17 protein-coding genes are annotated in these 24,782 nt (G+C 36.3%); 15 read left to right on the forward strand and 2 right to left on the reverse strand.

Going from position 1 to position 24,782, the window contains the following annotated elements:
- Positions 1 to 35 precede the first annotated feature (35 nt).
- A complete protein-coding gene (locus G6R40_RS00970) occupies positions 36 to 827 on the reverse strand; it encodes a copper resistance protein NlpE N-terminal domain-containing protein (protein ID WP_165130688.1) in 792 nt (263 codons plus the stop codon).
- 99 nt (positions 828 to 926) lie between these two features.
- On the opposite strand from G6R40_RS00970, the gene G6R40_RS00975 reads away from it, so the two are divergent.
- Positions 927 to 2,279 (forward strand): DEAD/DEAH box helicase, encoded by a 1,353-nt coding sequence (locus G6R40_RS00975; RefSeq protein WP_165130690.1) that lies wholly within the window; start codon positions 927 to 929, stop codon positions 2,277 to 2,279.
- Positions 2,280 to 2,345: 66 nt separating this feature from the next.
- On the opposite strand, the gene G6R40_RS00980 is transcribed toward G6R40_RS00975, so the two are convergent.
- Positions 2,346 to 3,506, reverse strand: coding sequence for an iron-containing alcohol dehydrogenase (locus G6R40_RS00980; RefSeq protein ID WP_165130692.1), 1,161 nt, complete (start codon positions 3,504 to 3,506; stop codon positions 2,346 to 2,348).
- A gap of 529 nt (positions 3,507 to 4,035) precedes the next feature.
- Here G6R40_RS00980 and G6R40_RS00985 point away from each other — a divergent pair.
- From G6R40_RS00985 to G6R40_RS01050, 14 genes are all read left to right on the forward strand, one after another.
- On the forward strand, positions 4,036 to 4,761 hold the full coding sequence (locus G6R40_RS00985; protein ID WP_165130694.1) for an NUDIX hydrolase: 726 nt from the start codon (positions 4,036 to 4,038) through the stop codon (positions 4,759 to 4,761).
- A 14-nt stretch (positions 4,762 to 4,775) separates the two neighbouring features.
- Positions 4,776 to 6,260 (forward strand): xylulokinase, encoded by a 1,485-nt coding sequence (locus tag G6R40_RS00990; RefSeq protein WP_165130696.1) that lies wholly within the window; start codon positions 4,776 to 4,778, stop codon positions 6,258 to 6,260.
- 111 nt (positions 6,261 to 6,371) lie between these two features.
- The gene (xylA, locus tag G6R40_RS00995) at positions 6,372 to 7,700 is read left to right on the forward strand and encodes a xylose isomerase (RefSeq protein ID WP_165130698.1); all 1,329 of its coding nucleotides are present in this window, start codon (positions 6,372 to 6,374) and stop codon (positions 7,698 to 7,700) included.
- Between the two features lie 85 nt (positions 7,701 to 7,785).
- Positions 7,786 to 10,656, forward strand: a complete 2,871-nt coding sequence (locus tag G6R40_RS01000) for a SusC/RagA family TonB-linked outer membrane protein (RefSeq protein ID WP_165130700.1) — start codon at positions 7,786 to 7,788, stop codon at positions 10,654 to 10,656.
- Between the two features lie 11 nt (positions 10,657 to 10,667).
- Positions 10,668 to 12,635 carry a RagB/SusD family nutrient uptake outer membrane protein gene (locus tag G6R40_RS01005; RefSeq protein WP_165130702.1) on the forward strand — a complete coding sequence of 656 codons (1,968 nt, stop codon included), beginning with the start codon at positions 10,668 to 10,670 and terminating at the stop codon, positions 12,633 to 12,635.
- 81 nt (positions 12,636 to 12,716) lie between these two features.
- Complete coding sequence (gene uxuA / locus G6R40_RS01010) at positions 12,717 to 13,889, forward strand: mannonate dehydratase (protein ID WP_165130705.1); 1,173 nt, start codon at positions 12,717 to 12,719, stop codon at positions 13,887 to 13,889.
- A gap of 24 nt (positions 13,890 to 13,913) precedes the next feature.
- On the forward strand, positions 13,914 to 14,729 hold the full coding sequence (locus G6R40_RS01015; RefSeq protein ID WP_165130707.1) for an SDR family oxidoreductase: 816 nt from the start codon (positions 13,914 to 13,916) through the stop codon (positions 14,727 to 14,729).
- 96 nt (positions 14,730 to 14,825) lie between these two features.
- The gene (gene uxaC / locus G6R40_RS01020) at positions 14,826 to 16,241 is read left to right on the forward strand and encodes a glucuronate isomerase (protein ID WP_165130709.1); all 1,416 of its coding nucleotides are present in this window, start codon (positions 14,826 to 14,828) and stop codon (positions 16,239 to 16,241) included.
- A gap of 1 nt (position 16,242) precedes the next feature.
- Positions 16,243 to 17,241, forward strand: coding sequence for a sugar kinase (locus G6R40_RS01025; RefSeq protein WP_165130711.1), 999 nt, complete (start codon positions 16,243 to 16,245; stop codon positions 17,239 to 17,241).
- A complete protein-coding gene (locus tag G6R40_RS01030) occupies positions 17,238 to 17,870 on the forward strand; it encodes a bifunctional 4-hydroxy-2-oxoglutarate aldolase/2-dehydro-3-deoxy-phosphogluconate aldolase (protein ID WP_165130713.1) in 633 nt (210 codons plus the stop codon). Before G6R40_RS01025 ends, G6R40_RS01030 begins: the two co-directional genes overlap by 4 nt.
- A gap of 1 nt (position 17,871) precedes the next feature.
- Positions 17,872 to 19,155 carry an MFS transporter gene (locus tag G6R40_RS01035; protein WP_165130715.1) on the forward strand — a complete coding sequence of 428 codons (1,284 nt, stop codon included), beginning with the start codon at positions 17,872 to 17,874 and terminating at the stop codon, positions 19,153 to 19,155.
- Between the two features lie 16 nt (positions 19,156 to 19,171).
- Positions 19,172 to 20,869 (forward strand): glycoside hydrolase family 43 protein, encoded by a 1,698-nt coding sequence (locus G6R40_RS01040; RefSeq protein ID WP_165130717.1) that lies wholly within the window; start codon positions 19,172 to 19,174, stop codon positions 20,867 to 20,869.
- A gap of 9 nt (positions 20,870 to 20,878) precedes the next feature.
- Positions 20,879 to 23,404, forward strand: a complete 2,526-nt coding sequence (locus G6R40_RS01045) for a glycosyl hydrolase 115 family protein (RefSeq protein ID WP_165130719.1) — start codon at positions 20,879 to 20,881, stop codon at positions 23,402 to 23,404.
- A 1-nt stretch (position 23,405) separates the two neighbouring features.
- On the forward strand, positions 23,406 to 24,473 hold the full coding sequence (locus G6R40_RS01050) for an aldose epimerase family protein (protein WP_228455888.1): 1,068 nt from the start codon (positions 23,406 to 23,408) through the stop codon (positions 24,471 to 24,473).
- The last annotated feature ends 309 nt before the right edge of the window (positions 24,474 to 24,782 follow it).

Here is a 24,782-nt window from a genome sequence, read left to right on the forward strand (position 1 = left end):
AGTGCGCTTTTGGTTTGTATTGTTTGATGGTTTTATTAATCTACAAATTTGGCAATTACTTTTTTGTTGCTGTCAAGTAGGAATAATTTGTTGCTTTGGAGTTCGTAAAATTTAGCATTTTTTAGAACTTTTGCAAAAGACTGTTCTGCTTCCATGTTCTCACAAGCCATCATCGTAGAGATGCCTTGCATAAAATCGATTTTGTTGTCAGCGCTAATGTCAAACCCGCCGTTCATCTGGTTACAACCTGCATTTCCTGTAAAACGCTTTGTTTTGTCATCAAAGCTGATATAGCCTTCTTTTTTTGTAGTTTTCGACTTGTCAAATTGGATGCCGTACATTTCTTTTAATTTCCATTTTTTGTCAAAGATAGTCGCGTAATTTTTTGTTAAGGTGTAATGGTCTTTTAGAGAACCTGTAATTCTTTTACCATCTTGATCCAGCATGAATATGCGATTTTCACTAATGAAAAACTTCAGAGTTTGCCCATTTTTCGTTTTGGGTTTTAGCGTGATTGTATTACCTTCGTTGTTCCAAGAATAGCTTCCTTCTTCAAGAATAGTTGTGGTGCTTTTTCCTTGATAATTTTGTTTTAAAACATAAGTGTTGTCTTTATTAATGTATACACTTGTCGCGATGCCATCGCAGTCAGCACAAGGAAGTACGCCGTTATAGATACCGTTATAGTCTAACGAATTTTTGGCGTTGTGTTCATCAGAGAATGATGACTTTGGTGTTGACTTGCAAGAAGTCAAACTTAAAGTTATAATACTAACTGAAAGAAGACTGATGTTTCTTAATTTCTTTAGTGCGTTTTTGTTTATCATAATGTTATTTTTTTGTTGATATTCAAAATGTGTTCCTAAAATTAAATTAGATGTTTTTTAATTAAAAAATGCTTTTTCAAAAAAAGCTATCTTTGCGGAATGAAACCAAGTTTTGCAGACTTTGAGTTGCCAAAAGCCCTCAACGAAGCTTTGGAAAAGTTAAATATTTCCGAGCCTACACCTATACAGTACAAAAGTTTTTCTCCGATTCTGTCTGGTCGCGACATTATGGGAATTGCCCAGACGGGTACAGGAAAGACTTTAGCTTATCTTTTACCAATTCTTAAAGAGTACAAATATTCTAAAACGGATCAACCTAAAATTTTAATTTTAGTTCCTACAAGAGAATTGGTGGTTCAGGTTACGGAAGTACTGAACCAATTGACCGAATTTATAAATGCTAGAGTAATGGGCGTCTATGGTGGCGTTAACATCAATACACAAAGAAAAAATATCTACGAAGGGGGCGTTGACATCTTGGTGGGAACACCAGGTCGTGTGATGGATTTGGCGATTGACAACGTGATACAGTTTAAAGATTTAAAAAAACTTATCATTGATGAGTTCGACGAAATGTTGAGTCTTGGTTTCAAAAGACAACTCACGAATATCTTCACGATGATGAGTGAAAAACGTCAGAATATTTTGTTCTCGGCAACCATGACTGATCAGGTGGACGAAATGTTGACCGAATATTTCAAAAATCCATTAGAAATTTCGTTGGCAAGATCGGGGACGCCGTTGGAGAAAATTGCGCAATCCGTAGTACCTGTTCAGAATTTTAACACAAAGCTTAATCTTTTAATTCACTATCTCAATAAAGAAAATGATTTTGAAAAGATTTTGATATTTGCTAATAACAAACGCCATGCGGATTTAATCTTTACTAAAATTGATGAAGAATTTCCAGAGCAGTTTGGCGTGATACATTCCAATAAATCTCAAAATTTCCGTTTGCGTGTGATGGAGGAATTTTCGAATAATGAACTTCGCGGAATTATTACAACCGATATTATGGCGCGCGGTCTTGATATTCCGGATGTGTCGCATGTGTTCAACTTCGAGATTCCTGATATTCCAGAACAGTATATTCATAGAATTGGTAGAACAGGACGTGCAGATAAAGAGGGAATTGCTATAAGTTTTTATACGCCGAAAGAAGAAGCTTTGCTGCTTGATATTGAAGTGTTAATGAATAAAGAAGTCTCCAAAACCGAATTCCCTGCTGAGGTTAAACTTTCAGATGTCAAAATTGAAGCTGAGAAAGAGGTTGTCATCATGAAAAATCCAGTAGTAGTAAAAATCCAAGAAGGTGGAGGTGCTTTTCATGAGAAGAAAGACAAAAATAAAAAAGTCAATCTTGGTGGACCTACAAAAAGAAAACCGCCAAAGACAAAACCTGCCAACAGAGGACAACAAAAACAAAAAACGAAATCTCGAAAGAAAAAATAAATACTTAAATACAATCCGCGCCCGAACAAAGTTCGGGCGCGGATTGTATTATTATAATTAAAAAACTTAATAAGCCATTTCTACAATCTTTTTAGCATCGGCAGGACTTACCATTCGGTTTTCACCAAGTAGCCAACCACGAGATTCGAAAGCCGCTTGTATTTTTTCTGCCGTGCCTTCGTAAGCATCGGTATATTCCGAAAGTTTGGTTTTTATTTCTAAAGAGTGGAAGAAGTCTTCCATCGCTTCGATTGCTTTCTGAGCTTTTTCGTCGATAGAACCTTCCGTGATGTTCCATACACGTTCTGCGTATTGCGCTAATTTTTCTTTTTTCTTTTCAAAATAATAACGGTAATGTTGGGGAGCAACAATTGCTAAAGTTCTGGCGTGGTCGATACCATATTGTGCCGTCAGCTCATGCCCCATGCTATGCACCGCCCAATCCTGAGGAACGCCTTTTCCGATAAGACCATTAAGAGCCATGGTACAGCTCCACATAAATTCTGAAGCCGCTTCATAATCAAATCCGTCAGCCATCATTTTAGGTGCAATTTCTTGTAAAGTTTTCAAAATGCTTTCGGCAAAACGATCTTGCAAAGCAGCGCCAATTGGATAAGTCATATATTGCTCCAAAACGTGGGTGTAGGCGTCTGTAATGCCATTTGCGATTTGGTTTTTAGGAATCGATCGTACAACTTCTGGATCTAGAATTGAAAATTGAGGAAATAATCCTGGGCCCCCCATTCCTAGTTTTTCTTTTGTTGCACGACGAGAGATAACTGCTCCCGAATTCATCTCTGAAGCGGTCGCAGGTAAAGTTAATACACTCGCAAATGGCATACCTTGGCCTTCTTTGGTTACGATTCTTTTAGATAAAATATCCCAAGCTTCGCCTTCGTAATTAGCAGCAGCAGACAAAAACTTAACACCGTCAATCACCGATCCACCACCAACAGCAAGAATATACGTAATGTTTTTTTCTTTAATTACTTTAAGAGCTTCAAGCAGGACTTCGTATTCTGGATTAGCGGGTACACCTCCAAATTCTGTAAGTTGGAAGCCTTCCAAAGCAGCGATAACTTGTTCGTAAACGCCATTTTTTTTAATGCTTCCGCCACCGTACACCATTAGGATGTTAGCATCTTTAGGAATTTCGCGAGAAAGCTTTGCGATTTCGCCTTTTCCAAATATAATTTTTGTAGGATTTTTAAATTCGAAATTTAACATTGTTTTGTTTGTTTTTGAAAGCTATAAAATTACGCAATAAGTTTGTTTTGGACGTGACGTTTTAGGCCGTATTGAGGTTAAATATTGTTAAATTATAATATTGAATTTTTTGACTTAATTTCCGTGAGATAAAAGAATGAAATTAATTTCAATTTTGTCGTTCTTATTAATTTGAAGCTTTTTTTGTTTTTTTAATTCATATAATTAGCTCAATTTTTAATTCATTTCTTTAATTATTTATAATTTTTTATTAAAAATGTATAAAAAAATAGCAATATGCTTTTCATAAAATTATAATTATTCTAGAACTAGAATTGAATATTAAAAAAAGAGTTCAATATCTTCATTTATAAGTTGTTTTTAAAAAAATATATCATGTATTATAAGATAAGCTTATCATATTTTTAATGTTAATCTTATCATGTAAATTCGATAACTAAAGTATTGATTTATAGATAATAATGAATAAATATTTTTTTATATGAATTGAATTTTTATATTTGTAATGTTACGTAAATGTTAACAATTAATGAAACCGAATTTTATACATACTTATGTTTCTGTCGACTGTGTCGTTTTTGGCTTCGATCACGAAAATCAACTCAATATTCTTTTGGTGCAAAAACATGGTGCCAATTCTCAGGAGAAGTCACAACGCAAACTGCCAGGTAGTCTTATTTTTAGTCATGAAGATGTTGATGATGCGGCGCAAAGGGTTTTGCATGAATTGACAGGTATCAAAAAAATGGTTCTTAAACAGTTTAAATGTTTTGCGGATCCCAATCGCGCAAGTAGTAAAGCGGATATTAACTGGATGGCACAAGAGTATCAGCCCAATATTGATCGTATTATTACAGTGGCTTATTTGTCTCTTTGTAAGATAGATCATAAAATTAATAGTTCAAAATATGATACTGTTGACTGGTTCCCAATCAATCGGGTGCCAGAGTTGCCTTTTGATCATAATAAAATTATTACGGAATCTTTTGTAGAAATTAGAAAATGGATAGAGTCTGATTTTTCGATTATTTTCCAGTTGTTGCCAAAGAAATTTACTATTAGACAATTGTTTCAACTCTACAATGCTTTGAGTGAAAAACAAATTGATATTAAGAACTTTCATAAAAAGATTGCTGCTTTTGATTACATTATTGCTTTGGATGAAATTGAGACCAACGTAGCCCATCGTGCAGCACGATATTATAAGTTTGATCCAAAGATTTATAAAAAGAATAATACAAAACTTATTAAATAAATTTTTAACGCTATATGTATTTGTTAGGGTATGATATTGGTAGTTCTTCCGTTAAAGTAAGTCTTATTGAGGCTTCTAGCGGGAAAATTATAGCGTCTGATTTTTCTCCAAAAAAAGAGATGAAAATAATTGCCAATCAACCAGGATGGGCAGAGCAGAATCCGTCTGACTGGTGGATCAATCTTAAATTAGCGAACGAGTCTGTAATGCAGCAATCGAGAGTAGATGCTGAGGACATCAAAGCTATTGGTATTACCTGGCAAATGCACGGATTGATTTTGGTTGATAAAGATCAAAATCTTCTCAGACCATCTATCATCTGGTGCGATAGTCGCGCGGTTTCGTATGGAGAAAAAGCTTTTCAACAAATTGGAACCGAGAAATGTTTAAGCCATTTACTTAATTCTCCAGGTAATTTTACAGCGTCAAAACTGGCTTGGGTAAAAGAAAACGAGCCCGAAGTTTTTGATAAGATAGATAAAATTATGTTGCCAGGCGATTATATCGCTATGAAATTGTCTGGTCAAACAGGAATTACAATTGAAGGATTATCAGAAGGTATTTTTTGGGATTTTAAAAACCAATGTATTTCCGAAGATGTGACTAACTTTTACGGAATTCCGAAAAGCTTCTTTCCCGAGATTGTACCTAGCTTCGGTATCCAGGCAGAAGTATCTGCACAAGCCGCTGTTGAGTTGGGACTAAAAGCAGGAACGCCGATATCTTATCGTGCAGGCGACCAGCCTAATAATGCGATGTCTCTCAATGTGTTTAATCCAGGAGAGATTGCTTCTACAGCAGGAACTTCTGGCGTGGTATATGGTGTTTTGGACCAATTAGATTATGATCCGAAATCGAGAGTTAACACTTTTGCTCACGTTAATTATACAGAAGAATTGACAAGACTTGGTGTTTTGCTTTGTATTAATGGAACTGGGATTCTTAACTCTTGGTTGAAACATAATTTTGCAACCTCTTTATCGTCTTATGGTGATATGAACGAGCTGGCATCCCTCTCGCCAATTGGATCAAAAGGCATTAGTATTATTCCTTTTGGTAATGGGGCAGAAAGAGTTTTAGAAAATCAAGAAACAGATTGCTCCATTCATGGGATTAATTTTAATATTCATTCCAAAGGTGATATTCTACGAGCAGCTCAGGAAAGTATTGTATTTTCTTATGAATATGGGATGAATATCATGCGAGAAATGGGCATGGATATCAAAGTCATAAAAGCAGGAAATGCCAATATGTTTTTGAGTTCTATTTTTAGACAAACATTATCAAGTGTTAGTAATGCGGTTATAGAATTGTACGATACAGATGGATCGGTAGGTGCTGCGAGAGGTGCTGGTATTGGTATTGGCTTTTATGCCAATTCTGATGAAGCTTTTGCATCCCTCGAAAAAATCGCAATTATTGAACCTGAAACAGAAAAAAGAGAACAATATATAGAAGCCTATACCCATTGGATGAGACATCTCCAAGCGGCTTTATAAAATCAAAAAAACAAACATGAATGATTGTACTTACAAGTGTAAAAACTTGGTGAGCAGCTACAGTTATGTCAAAATTTAATAAACATTTTTAAGAAATATAAAACATACATTATGAACATTTTAAAAGGAACAAAAGAGTTTTTTCCTGGAATTCAACAAATCAAATTTGAAGGTAAAGAAAGCAAAAACCCAATGGCTTTTCGTTACTACGATGCTAACAGACCAGTCATGGGAAAACCTATGAAGGAATGGATGCGTTTTGCAATGGCTTGGTGGCATAGCTTATGCGCAGACGGTAGCGATCCATTTGGTAGTGGTACAATCCACCACCCTTGGAATGTAGGTTCTGATGCGCTTAGCCGGGCAAAATACAAAATGGACGCCGCTTTCGAATTTATGACCAAAATTGGTTTCGAGCATTATTGTTTCCATGATGTAGATTTAGTAGATCCTGCCAACAATTGGAAAGAATATGAATCCAATTTGCAAAGCATCGTAGATTATGCAAAAGAAAAGCAAGCGGCCTCTGGAATCAAATTATTATGGGGTACAGCTAATGTTTTTTCACACGAACGTTATATGAATGGCGCTTCTACCAATCCTAACTTTGATGTCGTAGCTTGTGCTGCCACGCAGGTGAAAAATTCTATAGACGCCACGATAGCTTTGGGTGGCGAAAACTATGTATTCTGGGGTGGTAGAGAAGGTTATATGACACTTCTAAATACCAATATGAAACGTGAAAAAGAGCATCTTGCACGCTTTTTAACAATTTCTAAAGATTATGCACGCTCACAAGGATTCCAAGGGACTTTTTTGATAGAACCCAAACCTATGGAACCTACAAAACATCAATATGATTATGACGCAGAAACAGTAATTGGATTCTTAAGACATTATGGACTGGATAAAGATTTTAAACTAAATCTAGAAGTCAACCATGCAACTTTGGCTGGTCATACTTTCGAGCACGAACTGCAAGTGGCTATTGACGCCGGCATGCTTGGCTCTATCGATGCCAATAGAGGAGATTATCAAAATGGATGGGATACAGACCAATTCCCGATTGATTATTTTGAACTAGCACAGGCTTGGTTAGCGATTCTCCCAAATGGTGGTATTGGTTCTGGCGGTATTAATTTCGATGCTAAGATTCGTCGTAATTCTGTAGATATGGAGGATTTATTTATTTCTCATATTTCTGGAATGGATGTTTTTGCGAAAGGACTTTTGATTGCTGCTGATGTTTTGGAAAACTCAGATTATAATAAACTTCGTACAGAACGTTACAGCTCTTTTGACTTTGGAAACGGAAAAGCTTTTGAAGAAGGAAAACTTAGCCTTCTTGACCTTCAAAAAATTGCTCACGAAACAGGAGAGCCTCAGGCAAAAAGTGGAAGACAAGAACTTTTTGAAGCGATTGTCAACATGCACATTTAATATAAACCAAGAGACTTTGGATTAAAATATCTTTTAAAAATTTTATTCTGAAGGTCAAATTCACAATCATTAAAAAATATTAATTATGAATCAATTTCATTTTATAAAACCGAACAAAGCAGCATTGTTTTTTGCAATGGCTTTGTTGCCGACTGGTTTGGCTTATTCGCAAGCTAAAAAAGACACTTTGGAGAAGGAACAAAAGATTGATGAAGTAGTTGTAATTGGTTATGGACAACAAAAGAAGGAAGCTGTTACAGGTTCTGTATCTTCACTAAGTGGAAGCGCTTTGAAAGAGGTGCCATCAGCAAACATCTCGGAGGCTTTACAGGGAAGATTGCCAGGTGTAGAAATAGGAAGATTGTCCAGCAAACCAGGTGCAGAACAGCAAATTAGAATTCGGGGGACAAGGTCTTTAACAGCAAGTAATGATCCACTTATTGTGCTAGACGGCATTCCGTTTGCGGGTTCTCTAGCGGATGTTAACCCGAATGATATCAAAAGTCTTGATATTCTTAAAGATGCTTCTGCTACAGCTATCTATGGATCTCGAGGTGCTAATGGGGTAATAATTATCACAACCAACCGTGGAACCAAAAATCAAAAGCCAAGGTTTTCATATAATGGATACACTGGCGTGCAAACGCTGTTTTCAAAATATCCAATGATGGATGGACCAAAATTTGAGGTTTTGAGAACTTTAGCTGATAAATTTACAAATGGGCCAGATGAAAAAAGTGGTTTGAATACAGATTGGCAAGATATGTATTATAAATCAGGAATGATCACCAGTCATGACATTGGTGTTACTGCTGGTACAGACGGAGGAAGCTATAGTACAGGATTAGCATATTATAAGCAAGAAGGTTTAGTCCCATTACAATATTATGAACGTTTGTCGATGCGGGCATCCGTAGATCAACAGATTGGATCATTGTTTCGAGTAGGGGTATCAACTTATAATAATTACTCAGTTAATAATGCTAATGGGCTTAATGCAGGCAATGTTTTACAATATTCTCCAATTGGCAACCCGTATAATGAGGATGGAACAAGAAAAACAATACTGAACACCGGAGCTGATCAAAACTGGGTATATTCCAAAGATAATCTAAACGCATTAGGTGATAGATATGTTGATAAAACAAAGACCTTTGCTTCATATAATAATTTCTTTGGGGAGTTATCAATTCCAGGAATTAAAGGTCTGAAATATCGTTTGAATGTCGGTCTTAATTTTAGAATGACAGATTCTGGTTCTTATGTAGGTACGGGAGTTTTTAACACAAATCCGTCATCAATTTCTAGTGCTGCAATAGGTCGTTCTAATATGACACAATGGGTTTTAGAAAACTTATTAACTTATGATAGAAACTTTGGGAAGCACAAAATTAACTTAACAGCTTTGTATTCTGCTGAAGAGAAAAGCTTTAATTCTTCCTACATTACAGCAAAAGATGTCCCAATTGATGCCTTTCAATACTTTAACTTAGGACATGCCCAAGGAGAAGTAACCATTGATCCAAAAAATCAAAATTATTATAAAACTGGCTTAATATCTTGGATGGGTCGCTTTATGTATCAGTACGATAACAAATACATGATAACGGCTACAATGCGATCTGATGCGGCTTCCGTTCTCGCTCCAGGTAACAAATGGCATACATATCCAGCGATTTCTGCAGGATGGAATGCGAAAAATGAATCTTTTCTAGTTGATAGCAAATATATTAGCCAATTAAAATTCAGGGTAGGTTATGGTGAAACTTCTAATCAAGCGGTAGGTCCATATTCTACATGGGGATTATTATCCACAGTTCCTTATAATTTTGGAGATTCTGGGACAGATTCTTACACCGTAGGTAATTATGTAACACAATTACCAAATGCAGATTTGGGATGGGAGTTTTCAGAAACTTGGAATTATGGTATTGACTTTGGCTTCTTTAATAATAGATTAACAGGGACTGTAGAATATTATAACACGCAGACAAAAGATATTCTATTATCTAAACAACTTCCACCAACTGCTGGCGCAGAGAGAGTAACGACAAATGTAGGACGTACCGAAAATAAAGGACTTGAAATTTCATTGAATGGTGTCATCTTTAATAATAATGATTTTGGTTGGGATGTAGGTGTCAATTTCTATTCAAACAAAAACAAAATTGTTGCACTGAACTCTAATCAATTAAGAGACGAAGGTAACTTGTGGTTTGTAGGACATAACATTAATGCAATTTTTGATTATCAAAATATTGGATTATGGCAAAATGGGGATCCTTATTTAAGTGTCCTTGAGCCAGGAGGCAACGTCGGGATGATTAAAGTTCTATATACTGGCGCTTATAATGCAGATGGTACACCTGTTAGAGCGATAGGTACAGAAGATTTGCAGGTAATTGATACGGATCCAGATTGGCAAGGAGGTTTTAGCTCAAAATGGAGATACAAAAATTTTGACCTTGGTGTTGTAGGAGGCTTCCAGCATGGAGGTGTTTTAATCAGTACACTTTATGGTTCTTCTAGTTATCTTAATATGTTGAACGGTAGAAGAGGACAAGTAGATGTCAACTATTGGACCGAAGAAAATCCAAATGTGAGATATCCTAAACCAGGAGGCATTACAAGTAATGATAATCCTAAATATGGATCGACATTGGGTTATTTCGATGCATCTTATTTAAAGATTCGTACCATTACATTAGGTTATAATTTCGAAAAATATTTTCTTGAAAACTTAAAATTAAGCAGCTTACGCATATATGCAACCGTTCAGAATCCGTTTGTATTTTTCTCACCATACCATAAAGAATCAGGCATGGATCCAGAGCCAAACTCAAGAGGTAATGAAAACCAAGCCGTCAATACAGCTTTCAAATCCCGACAATTAGTGATTGGAGCAACCAATCCTTCCACTCGTAATTTTTTAATGGGTATTAATTTAACTTTCTAAACGACCGAGTCATGATTAACATTAATAAAAAATTAGTTCTAGGTGTGCTTTTAGCCTCCTTAACACTTACCACAGCGTGTAATGATATCCTAGATGAAGAGCCAAAAGGGATATATACACCCGAAGATTTTTATACTGAAAGAGGAATTCAGCAAGGTGTTACAGCATTGTACCGCCATTTGAGATTGCTTTATGGTAATGGATATTACATGAGTACAACTATGGGCGGGACAGATGAGTTGACCTATGCCCAGAGTGCCGATAATAATTTTAAAGATTTAGACTTCTCAGGTGTCGGCAATTTAACACCAAGTTCTTTCCCTTCTAGTATGGTTTGGGCAGCTGTTTTTCCATACATTAATACTGCTAATGGCATTATTCAAAATGGTCCTACAGTCGGAATTAAAGAAAGTCTAATTTCGGAAGCTAGATTTTTCAGAGCTTTTGATTATTTCTTATTAGTACAGACTTATGGTGGCGTGCCATTAGATTTAGGCTCTGGAGATTTAAAATTTAACATCAGCGCATCAACATCTTCGAAACGTAATACTGTGTCAGAAGTTTATACCAAAGCTATTTTTCCAGATTTATTAACGGCTATTGATAATCTACCTGTTAGCCCGCGTGTGACAGGAGGTGTTACAAAAAATGTTGCAAGATTATATTTAGCAAAAGCTTATTTAACTTATGCTTGGTGGTTGCAAAATCCCAATAACATTCCAACTTACCCCGAAACTTCAAGAACAGATCCCAACGGACAATCAGCACAATGGTATTTTCAGCAGGCTTATGATGTAGCTTTAGAAGCTATTAATAATCCAGGACCTTATGCATTGCAACCGACTTATTATGATGTGAATTTGGGAGCGAATGACAGAAATAGTGAAACGATGCTTTATGCAGATCATACACAAAGTTCATCATTTTACAATGAAGGTGATCCATTTGGTTTTGCCTCAGGTTGGTCGCCAGATAATTTTGCTACATGGATTAGTACTTGGAATTATACCAACATTAGAAGTAGTTCTTCGGCAACTTCTTGGACTGCAGTAAGTTCTGTACAACGTGCTGCAACTCAAGATTTGGGACGTCCATGGACACGTATGGCGCCAACTATTGAAGCTATTAAAAATACCTTTGCAGACAAAACTCATGATTCTCGTTTCGATGGTACATTCCAAATGGTATTCCGGGCAAATTGGGACAAAGCAGGTCTCAAAGACGGCAATGGACAAGTCTATACAAAACTTTACAATGCTAACAACTTGGAGATTCATCCTGGAGATGCTGTATTATCTTTCTTGTCTGATGATTCTCAAGCCGATAATATTATCTACCCAATTGGCGCAGGAAAAAGCAATGTTGGCGCAGGAGAATTGCCTGGCAGAGCCGATTTTGTAATTCATACCAGTGGAATTAGCAGAATTGCATATCCTTCATTATGGAAGCTAGGAACCTATCGTACAGATGATCCCAATGGTCTAGGCTACCCAAATGCAGGGCTCACCCGACCAGGATATGCTGCAAAGTTTTCTGAATTTTATTTAATTGCTGCCGAAGCTGCTGTTAAAGGTGCTGCTGGAGCAAAATCTGCACGCGAACTTGTGAATGTGCTAAGAGCAAGAGCTGGAAAATGGAGATGGGATAATAATGGAAATATTGCTAAAAATATTGATTTTAGCGCAGAGATGATTGCTGCAACACCCGCTTCTATTGATATTGATTATATCTTAGCAGAGCGTTCTAGAGAGTTTTATGGTGAAGGTTACCGTTGGTATGATCTTGTTCGTACCCAAAGATGGGAACAATATGCAAAAACATACTCTATTGGTGGTAATAACTATGGTAATCACAGCCCTCAAGTTGTTAACAGAAATATCCAAGCGCATCACTATTTAAGACCAATTCCGCAAAGTCAGTTTGATTATATGGAAATGAGTGCTGCAGAAGAAGCTGCTTACCAAAATCCAGGTTACTAAATACTATTTTAATTACTTTTTATTTTTGACCAACAAGGCAGGTGTTTATCATCTGCTTTGTTTTCAAACAATTTTTTTAATATGGAAAAAGCATGGCGTTGGTTCGGTGAAAAAGATGCAATAAAACTCGATATGCTTCGTCAGATAGGTGTAGAAGCTATTGTCTCAGCATTACATGATATCAAAAATGGAGAAGTCTGGCCTTTGGAGGCGATCGCAGATTACAAAAACTATATCGAGAGTTTTGGTCTTCGATGGTCTGTTGTTGAAAGTCTTCCCGTTTCAGAATCTATTAAATATGCAGGTGATGATAGAGATCTGCTGATTGACAATTATATCCAAAGTTTAGAAAACCTCGGAAAAGCAGGCGTCAAAACTGTATGTTACAACTTTATGCCGGTTTTGGATTGGGCACGTACCGATTTGTATTACCAATGGGAAGACGGCTCATCATCACTGTATTTCGATAAGGCCAAATTTGCTTATTTCGAAATCCACATTTTAGGAAGAATTGAAGCTGTCAACGATTATTCAGAAGAAATTTTGAATAAAGTCAAAGCTATACATTCCTCTATTACTGAAAAAGAAAAAGAAGATTTAATAGATACAATCATTGTAAAAACTCAAGGTTTTGTCAATGGTAATATTAAAGAAGGAGAGCAGAATCCCGTTGAAAAATTCAAAAGCTTATTAACACTTTACAAAGGAATTGGTAAAGAGCAACTTCGCGAAAACATGAAATACTTCTTGGAGAAAATAATGCCTATTTGTGAAAAATGGAATATCCAAATGTGTGTGCATCCCGACGATCCACCATTTTCGCTGTTAGGTTTGCCAAGAATTGTAACCTGCGAAGACGATATTGATTGGCTTTTAAAAGCAGTTGATAATCCACACAACGGATTGACATTTTGTACAGGTTCGCTTAGCGCAGGAATTAATAATGACGTCCCCAAATTGGCGAAAAAATATGCATCACGAACCAAATTTGTTCATTTAAGAAGTACCAATATTTTAGAAAATGGTGATTTTGTCGAAGCGCATCATTTAGAAGGTCGCGGAAAACTGATAGACGTTATCAAAATTTTTGAAATCGAAAATCCAGGTTTGCCAATGCGCATCGATCACGGAAGATTGTTAACCGATGATATTGGGAAAAATTACAATCCAGGCTATTCATTTCTTGGAAGAATGTTGGCATTTGGCCAGATACACGGTGTTATAGAAACCCTTAAAGATGATTTAGAAAACTAAATTTTCAAACAAAATTACAAAACAATGAACGAGATTTTTAGCATAGCAGGAAAAGTAGCCATCATCACTGGAGCATCTGGTGTATTAGGCGGAAGTTTGGCAAAACATTTTGTAAAACAAGGGGCGAAAGTCGTGGCAATAGGACGTAGTTTAGAAAAACTCCAAAGCATCACTACTGAGTTAGAAAATGTGGGAGGCGATGTTTTAGCAATCGAAGCCAATGTTCTTGACATTCCGAGTCTAGAAGCGGCTTCAAAAAAAATTTTAGAGAAGTACGCAAAAATAGATATTCTTCTCAATATTGCTGGAGGAAATCTTCCCAATGCAACCTTAACAGCAGAACAATCCTTCTTCGATATGGCTATGGAAGCTTGGGATGAGGTTACTGATTTGAATATCAATGGAAGCGTTTATCCTTCTTTTGTTTTCGGTAAAATAATGGCAAATACAGGGTCAGGAAGTATCGTGAATGTTTCGTCGATGGCGGCATATTCGGCCATTACAAGAGTTGCAGGCTATTCGGCTGCAAAAACCGCAATTACCAATTTTACGCAGTGGTTAGCTTCTGATGTTGCACTCAAATTTGGGGACAAAATTCGGGTAAACGCCATTGCGCCAGGTTTTTTTATTGGAGATCAAAACCGAAAAATATTAATCAACGAAGACGGCACCTTTACAGATAGAAGCAAAAAAGTGATTGCCAAAACACCAATGGGACGTTTCGGTGATGCTGATGAGCTGAACGGCTCTGTACAGTTTTTATGCTCGGATGCAGCTAGTTTTATCACAGGTGCTTTATTGCCTGTTGATGGCGGTTTTAGCGCTTTCAGTGGTGTGTAATTTTTGAATTATTTTTTTCATATCAAAGCAAGATCTTACGCATGTCGTTGAAGATTTGTAAGGTCTTGTTTTTCTTTCAATTTTAAACATTTTATCATGCGTTCTGATTCTCAAAAAAGTGTTTTTAGCGATAATTTTTTATTAGATAACAAAGCGGCAGAGCAACTCTATTTTGGGTTTGCCGAGAAAATACCAATTATCGATTATCACAATCATCTAGAGCCCGATGTTATTTTCAATAATCAAAATTTCCGTTCTCCTACGGCGATTTGGTTGGATGGTGATCACTACAAATGGCGAGCAATGCGGAATTTTGGTATCGAAGAACATTTTATTTCTGGCGCAGCTTCCGATGGAGAGAAATTCCAAAAATGGGCTTTTGTTGTTCCGTATACCTTGCGAAATCCCTTATTCCATTGGACACATTTAGAACTCAAAAATCCCTTCGGAATTCAACATTATTTGAATTCTAATAATGCCGAAAATATTTATAATCAAATGCAAGAAAGCTTACAAACAGAAGCTTTTAGACCACAATCGATTATTAAAAATTTCAAGGTGACAACGCTTTGTACAACCGATGATCCTGCAGACGATTTAGGCTATCATAAAGCTTTAAAAACAAGTGCTTTTGAAACCCAAGTTTTACCTGCTTTCCGTCCCGATCTTTATATTAACATCATCAATCCAACAGAATATTTGAAGTCGATTAAAAAGTTAGAAAATGTGTCTGGAACAAGCATACAATCAACTTCTGATTTGTTAAATGCGCTTCAAAACCGAATCAATTACTTCGATGAGGTTGGTGCAAAAATATCAGATCATGGCTTCGAATATTTTCCAGATACCACGCTTTGGAACTCCGATTTAGAAAAAGAATATTCCGAATTTTTAAAAGGAAATAAAACAGCTTTTTCTAATCCAGATGCGCTTTGCGGTTATTTGCTGAAAGAACTTTGCAAGATGTATGCAGAGAAAAACTGGGTGCAACAATTCCATATTGGGGCAACCCGAAATAACAATTCTTTAATGCTTAAAAATATTGGGATTAATGCTGGTTATGACGCGATTGGTGAACAATATTTTGCACAACGAATGAGTCTTATGTTGGATGAACTCAATTCGGAAAACAAATTAGCAAAAAGCATTATATATAATCTTAATCCTGTTTATAACGAAGTTTTGGCTTCTCTTGCTGGAAATTTTAATGAAGCAGGAGTACAGTCTAAAGTCCAGTTGGGCGCCGCTTGGTGGTTTTTGGATCAACTAGATGGTATGGAAAAACACCTTAATGCCATTTCTAACATTGGGTTGTTAAGCACTTTTGTTGGGATGTTGACCGATTCGCGCAGTTTGTTATCCTTTTCTAGACACGATTATTTTAGACGTTTGCTTTGTAATATGTTGGGTTCCGAAATGGAACGTGGACTTTTGCCTAACGACGAACAGTGGGTTGGGAAAATCATACAAGACATTTGCTATAATAATACCAAAAACTACTTCGAATTTTAAAATGGAGCACAATAAAATATTATGTTTTGGAGAATTGTTGTTGCATTTTGCTCCTGATACAAGTGGTGATTGGTTACATAATCAATCATTAAAAATCTACGTTGGCGGTGCAGAATATAATGTGGCTTCCGCTTTAGCACAATGGAATAATCCAGTGAAATTCTTGTCTGCTTTGCCTCAAAATTTTATTGGAAATCAATTAAAATCAAAATTAAATAAACAAGGCATTGATGTTTTTTCTGATGATAATTCGGGACGTATAGGCACATTTTATCTTCCCTCGGATGGCGATATGCAAAATGCGGGTGTCATCTACGACCGTTTTCCGTCGGTGTTTACCGAGTCGGATTTTTCGAGTTGTGAGAACGAATTTATTTTTGATCAAGTATCTTGGCTGCACATCTCGACTATAACGCCAGCCTTAAGTGACAAAGCTTTTGAGAAGTCTTTGGATTTGATGCAAGAAGCAAAACGGAGAAATATTAAAGTTTCTCTAGATCTTAACTACCGTGAAGCTCTTTGGATTAATAAAAATCCAGTAGAGAAAATTGCGAAATTAATGCCTTACGTTAATGTTTTAATGGGGAATATTTGGTCTATTCAGCAGTTTCTAAACATCAAAATCGAATGTAATTTGAGTGGTCATTTTGATGATGAACAACTTTTGAAACAAGCCGAAAAATCAGCTTTAGAAATTCAGAAATCTTACCCGAATGTGGAAGCGGTGGCCAATACTTTTCGTTTCACACAAGGAGAAGAAGTCAACTATTACGCGACTTTGTTTACAAAGCAACAATTGTTGGTTTCAGAACAATATTATGCAGAAAAGCTAGAAGAACGCGTGGGAAGTGGCGATGCTTTTATGGCAGCTTTAATCCACGGAAATATACGCAACAATCCTCCACAACAAATCTTGAATGACGCGACCAAAGTGGCTTTCAAAAAGCTTTTTGTAAAAGGCGACACTATTGATAACAGTATTAATATCGAAAATTTATGAATCCAATTCATCACAAAATAAAAGAACAAAAAATTGTCCCGTTGTTTTACAATGCGTCTTTTGAGGTTTCTAAAAGCATAATCCAAACGCTTTACGATGCAGGAATTCGCGTTGTAGAATACACCAACCGAGGTGCGCAGGCTTTAGAAAATTTTAAAAATTTAAAAGAATATTCTATATCCGAATGTCCAGATTTATTTCTAGGTATCGGCACGATAAAAAATACAGAAGAACTCGATTTATTTATTAATGCCGAAGCGGATTTTATAATAACACCTGTTATTAATGAAGAGCTAATTCGACATGCGAAGGGCAGAAATAGCTTAATAATTCCAGGATGTCTTACGCCGTCGGAAGTTAATATTGCGTTTCAAAATGATTTAAAATTGGTAAAAATATTTCCAGCCGATGTGGTGGGTAAAAAGTATATCCAATCAATAAAAGCGGTTTTCCCTGGCATGGACTTTATGCCAACGGGTGGTATTTCTTCCGAGTTTGAAGATATTAAAGAATGGCTCAACGGTGGCGCGATTGCAGTTGGACAAGGCAGCGCTTTAATACAGAATAATCGCTCTTTAGAAGATCTAAAATCTAAAGTTCATGAATTGTTAAACCAACTAAAATCTTAAAATGCAAGCACCAAAAAAACAAAATTTAAGATGGTTTATGTTGTTCATGGTTTTTCTTGCAACAACAATTAATTACCTCGATCGTCAAGTTATGGGTCTTTTAAAACCCACATTGGAGGCCGAGTTTGGATGGTCGGAGAAGGACTATTCTTACATTGTTATGGCTTTTACAGCATCTTATGCATTAGGAAATCTTTTGATGGGACGTTTTATTGATAAAGTAGGTTCCAAAATAGGTTACGCTGTGTCTTTGGTGGTATGGAGTTTGGCTTCCGTGGGACATGGCTTCGTAAAAAGTACATTCGGTTTCTTGATTGCCAGAACTGCTTTGGGCGTTTCGGAAGCTGGGAATTTTCCTGCTGCAATTAAGTCCGTAGCAGAGTGGTTTCCCAAAAAAGAACGTGCTTTGGCAACAGGGATTTTTAATTCTGGTGCGACGGTAGGTGCCATTTTAGCGCCTATTTTGGTGCCCTTTATTTTGGGACATTATGGTTGGCAGGAGACTTTCGTCTGGATAGGTGCTGCGGGACTTTTGTGGATTATTCTTTGGTGGAAATTCTATAGCAAACCCGAAGACAACAAAAGATTATCAACCGAAGAATTGGCTTATATCAAAAGCGACCAAGAACAAATTGATAACCAACAAACCAATGTTCCGCTAAAAGACATTTTGAAACTAAAAGCAACATGGTCTTTCGCTATCGGAAAAATGCTGACAGATCCGATTTGGTATTTCTTTATGTTTTGGTTGCCAGCTTACTTTGCTGACGTTTTCAAAATGGATTTAACAAAACCTTCTTTACCCTTAATTTTGATTTATGGCGGTACCACAATCGGAAGTATTGGCGGTGGTTATATTTCTTCACTTTTAATAAAAAAAGGATGGAATATTAACAAGGCAAGAAGTATTACCATGCTAGGTTTTGCCTTATTGGTCGTGCCGGCTATGTTTTCAAAATACTTAGATAATATGTGGTTAATTACCGTAGTTATTGCTTTTGCAACGGCAGCGCATCAAGGTTGGGGAGCCAATCTTATGACCACAGTGGGCGATCGTTTGCCCAATCATTACGTTAGTTCTGTTATCGGATTTGGCGGGATGATGGGATCTGTCGCAGGGATTATTTTTCCATTGTTTATTGGGATTGTTTTAGATTATTTTAAAAAACAAGGGAACATTAATAACGGTTATAATATCATCTTCTTCATCGCAGGAATATCGTATATCCTCGCTTGGTGTCTTATTAAATACCTGAATCGTAAAGAAAAAAATGTCTTGAATTAATTTTAAAATTAAGCTTATGAATTTGAATGTTATGAATAAAAAAATCATTTTTTCGGCTGTAATGCTATCGTTATCGACTTCGATGTCGGCACAAGTTTTTTCAAATTTTAAATATCAAGGAAAAGATAAAATTTATGATGAAAATCCACTGAAAGAAGATGAGATGTATTCGCCGATTTTGCAAGGTTTTTATCCAGATCCTAGTATAACCAAAAAAGGAAACGATTACTATTTGGTAAATTCTTCATTTTCTGTATTTCCGGGTGTTCCGATTTTTCATTCCAAGGATTTGGTCAATTGGAAGCAGTTAGGACATGTTTTGGATCGTCCTTCTCAACTCAAAGTAGGCACGGCAGGTTTTTCGGAAGGCATCTACGCGCCAGCTATTCGATACAATCCTTACAACGATACTTTTTATATGATAACCACGCAAATTGCTAGTGGAATTGGGAATATGTTGGTGAAAACCAAAGATCCAAGACAATCTTGGAGCGAGGTGCAAAAGCTCAATTTTGATGGCATCGATCCTTCTTTATTTTTTGATGATGACGGGAAAGCCTATGTCGTTCATAACGATGCGCCACCTGTAGGAACCGAGCAATATTCGGGTCATCGTGTTATAAAAATATGGGAATTCGATTTAGAAAAAGATCAGGTTATTCCTAATACAGATAAAATCATAGTTAATGGTGGAGTTGACCTTTCTCAAAAACCTATTTGGATAGAAGCACCACATCTTTACAAAAAAGACGGAAAATACTTTTTGATGTGCGCAGAAGGAGGAACGGGCGATTGGCACAGCGAAGTTATTTTTATGAGTGATTCGCCAAAAGGGCCTTTTGTGCCGGCATCTAACAATCCGATTTTGACGCAACGCTATTTTCCAAAACACCGAGATAACAAAGTGGATTGGGCGGGTCATGCCGATCTGGTGGAAGGCCCAGACAATCATCATTATGGCGTGTTTTTGGGTGTGCGACCTAATAGCAAATGGCGCGTTAATACGGGGCGCGAGACGTATTTGCTTCCTGTAGATTGGTCGGGGGATTTTCCAGTATTCGAGAATGGATTACTACCTCTTAAGGCTAAAATTAAAATGCCAAAAGGGGTTAAAAACCAAACAGGACAAAATGGATTTTTACCAAATGGAAATTTTTCGTTTAATGATAAATTGAATAATGAAAAACTAGATTTTCGTTGGGTAGCCATGCGCGGTCCAAAAGAAGAGTTTGTTTCTGTTACCAAAAATGGGGTTAAGATTAATGCTTTCCAAACCAATGTTAAAGACAAAGCGCCTATTTCTGCATTATTTGTAAGACAGCAACATGTATCTTTTGAAGCCGAGGTACGTCTCGATTTCAAACCAAAATCCGAAAAAGAATTATCCGGAATTACTTGTTACCAAAGCGAAAACTTCAACTATGTATTCGGAATTGTTCAAAAAAATAAAGAAAATTTCTTGGTTTTAGAACGAACCGAAAAAGGACAATCCAAATTATTAGCAACAGAAAAAATCAAACTTACGCAACCAATTTTTCTTCAGGTGAAAGCTGATGGAGATGACTATCAATTTGGATATTCTTTGGATGGAAAAGATTTTAGAAATGTAGGAAATATCGTCTCTGGTGATATTTTGTCAACCGATGTTGCAGGAGGATTTTCGGGCACTTTAATAGGATTATATAGTACTGTAGGAAATGATGTTAAACTTTAAAAAGTAAAAATGAAAAGATTAAAAAGAAGTTTATTAATTATTGTAGTAGGATTAGGATTTGGTAAATTTTCTTGGGCAACCGAGCCTTTTATTATTAATAAAAAAACTAAAGAAAGCATCGCGCTGAAAAGCGGTAATGCTGTTTTCAAAATCTATACCGACGCTTCTTTAGATAAAGGTGTTTTGCGTGCCGTTCAGAATTTGCAAACCGATGTACAGCAGGTTTTGGGCGCTGCGCCAAGCTTGTATCATCAGGCTACAACTTCTAATGCAACTTTGATTATTGTAGGGACATTAGGACAAAACAGCATTATCGAGCAGTTGGTAAAATCCAAAGCAATCAATGCGAATGATCTTAAAAATAAAAGAGAAAAATATATCGTTCAGAACATCAAAAATCCATTTAATAAAAATCAGGATGCTATTGTAATTGCCGGAAGCGACAAACGTGGCGCCATATATGGTGTTTATGAATTTTCTAAACAAATAGGGGTTTCGCCTTGGCATTATTGGGCAGATGTTCCTGTTGAGAAAAAAGATAATCTTTACTTCAAAAAAGGAACTTATACCGATGGTGAACCAGAAGTTGAGCTTCGAGGAATTTTTTTGAATGATGAAGAACCTTCATTAGGCGGTTGGGCAAGACATACTTATGGAGGATTTAATTCTAAGTTTTATGAAAAAGTCTTCGAGTTGGTTCTACGTCTCAAAGGCAATTATATGTGGCCAGCGATGTGGGGAAGCGCCTTCTACGATGATGATCCACAAAATGGAGAATTAGCAAACGAAATGGGCATCGTTATGGGAACTTCGCATCACGAGCCAATGGCTTTGGCACAACAAGATTGGCGACGTTATATTAAGAAAAACAATTTGCCTAATATTTGGGATTATAATAAAAATGCTAAAGTCTTAAACGAATTTTGGACTAAAGGTATCGAACGCAGCAACAATTGGGAACGTCTGGTAACCATGGGTATGCGTGGCGATGGTGACGAAGCGATGGAGGAAGGGACTAATATTTCTCTTTTGGAAAATATCGTCAACAATCAACGTAAGATTATCGAAAAATCAACTGGAAAAAAAGCCAACAAAACACCGCAAGTTTGGGCTTTATACAAGGAAGTTCAGGATTATTACGACGCGGGAATGCGCGTTCCGGATGATGTCATGTTATTGTTTTGTGATGATAATTGGGGCAATGTGAGAAAACTTCCAGATCTTACAAAACCTTTACACAAAGGAGGTTACGGGATGTATTATCATTTTGACTATGTCGGAGGACCGCGCAATACGAAATGGATTAATATTAGCCCAATTCAAAGAATTTGGGAACAAATGAATCTAACCTACGAACATGAAGTGAAAAAACTTTGGGTGGTGAATGTTGGGGATCTAAAACCAATGGAATTTCCGATTTCATTTTTTATGGATATGGCATGGGATCCAAAACGTTTTAATCAAGATAATTTGATGGCTTATACCGAAGAATGGGCTTCGCAACAATTTGGAGAACAACATTCGAAAGCAATTGCCAGAATGATTAATTTGTACACCAAATACAACCGTCGCGTAACGCCAGAAATGCTGGATGATAAAACTTACAATCTCGAAAATTATAACGAATTCGAGCGTGTTGTTAACGAATACCAAAGCCTCGCGCTGGAAGCAAATAGATTGTATAACAAAATACCCCAAGCTTACAAAGATGCTTATTTTCAATTGGTTTTGTATCCGATAGATGCCTCTAGTAATTTGTACGAAATGTATTTCAATATCGCTAAAAATAAAAAACTCGCCTCAGAAAATAAACTTGAAGCTAATGTTTTTGCGGAGATTGCAAAGCAAAAATTCGAGTACGATACTCATTTGAGTAACAAATACAACAACGAAATTGCAGGCGGAAAGTGGAAACATATGATGGACCAAATCCATATTGGTTACACCAATTGGCAACAACCTCAAAAGAATGAAATGCCCAAAGTGCTTCATGTAGAAGATCATACTGCTTCAAAATTGTTTAAAGAACAAGACGGTTATGTTTCTATAGAAGCCGAAAACTTTGCCAGAAAAAATAATTCAACAACTATTGAATGGAAAGTGATTCCGGATTTCGGAAAAACAAAATCAGGGATTACAACTTTCCCACAAAAGCTTTACCCAACTTCAAAAGACGATTTGTATGTTGAGTATGATATCGATTTTGCAACAACAGGTACTTTCGATATCGAATTATTATTAGCACCGACGCTTAATTTTAATCACAACAAAGGATTACGTTACGAGTTGTCTTTAGACGGAAAAAATCCTCAAACAATTAATTTTAATGGACATTATAAAGGCGAATTGGCAGAATGGCAAGCAGAGCACATCATCAAATCAAAATCTAAAATAGCGATTGATAAGCGAGGAAAACATTCGTTGAGATTCAAAGTTTTGGAACCTGGTATTGTTCTTCAAAAAATACTCATTAACACTGGCGGGCTAAAGCCGTCTTATCTAGGCGCGCCAGAAAGTCCTTATACACAAAATTAAAATGACGATAAAACCAATTAACATACAGACAATTGGCGAAATGCCAGACGGGACTTTGGTTAAAGAATTTACGTTGACCAACCAAAATGGAATGTCGCTTAAAGTTATCAATCTTGGCGGAATTATCACATCAGTATCAACGCCTGACAAAAATGGAGTTTTCCAAGACATTATTTTGGGATATTCGGATTCTGCCGATTATATTCTTGGAAATCCTAATTATTTTGGAGCCATTATCGGACCTTATGCTAATAGGATTGCTGGGGGAAAGTTTAAAATTAATCATCAAGTTTATAATCTAGAAGTTAACGACGGCGAAAATACTTTGCATGGTGGAAACTCTGGATTCCATAACCAAATTTGGGATGTTGAGATTTTGCAAAATACGGTTTTCCAAACCTTGAAATTGACCTATATTAGTCCAGATGGCAAAGGTGGTTTTCCTGGAAATCTTAAAGTAATAGTTTATTATACACTGACCAATAATGATGAACTCCAGATTACTTACCAAGCTACGACTGACAAAACCAGCATTATTAATCTCACGCAACATGCTTATTTTAATCTTTCGGGAGATTTTTCGAAAGAGATTCTGGATCATGAGTGTCAATTCAATGCCTCTAGTTTTATTCCGATTGATAAAAATGCTATTCCGTTGGGAAATGTTAAAAGTGTTGAAAATTCCGCTTTCGATTTTAGAATTTCAAAAAAAATTGGCGAGCATATTAACAGCGAAGAAGAACAAATCCAAGTCGGAAAGGGTTACGATCATACTATGGTGATGGATGGTGCTGGGTTTCGATATTTTGGGGAAATTTTCCACACGACATCGGGTAGAATAATGCAGATTTTCTCGGATCAACCAGGTTTTCAACTGTATTCGGGAAATCATTTAGAATCTGATATTCGATGCAAAACTGATGAGAAGCTCAAAAAAAGAACAGGCTTTTGTATAGAAACTCAGGCTTTTCCAGATTCTCCAAATCAGGCAGAATTTCCAAAGTTTATCTTGAATCCAAATGAGACCTACCGTACCAAAACAGTTTTTAAATTTTTAATAAACAAATAAATAATGTATAACAAAACCAATATTAATAACGAAAAATTGGTCAATATTTAGCATTTGTATTGCGGTAATAAGTGCGATTTTAATTTTTTAATATCTTAAAAATCTTGATTGCCTCTATTTTTGGTGAATTTAATTGTTAATATTGATGTTTTTAAAGCAGTTATTAGATGAAATTATTAATAATTAAATGTTAAATTAATGTTAAAGTTAATCTATTGTCCTTTGCTTCAAAAGAAAATAAAAGCCCAAAAGGATATTGTAAAAAATACGATAAGTAAACTAAAGATTTTTTATAGACTTTATAAGACT

The organism is Chryseobacterium sp. POL2, from assembly GCF_011058315.1.
Classification (GTDB): Bacteria; Bacteroidota; Bacteroidia; order Flavobacteriales; family Weeksellaceae; genus Soonwooa.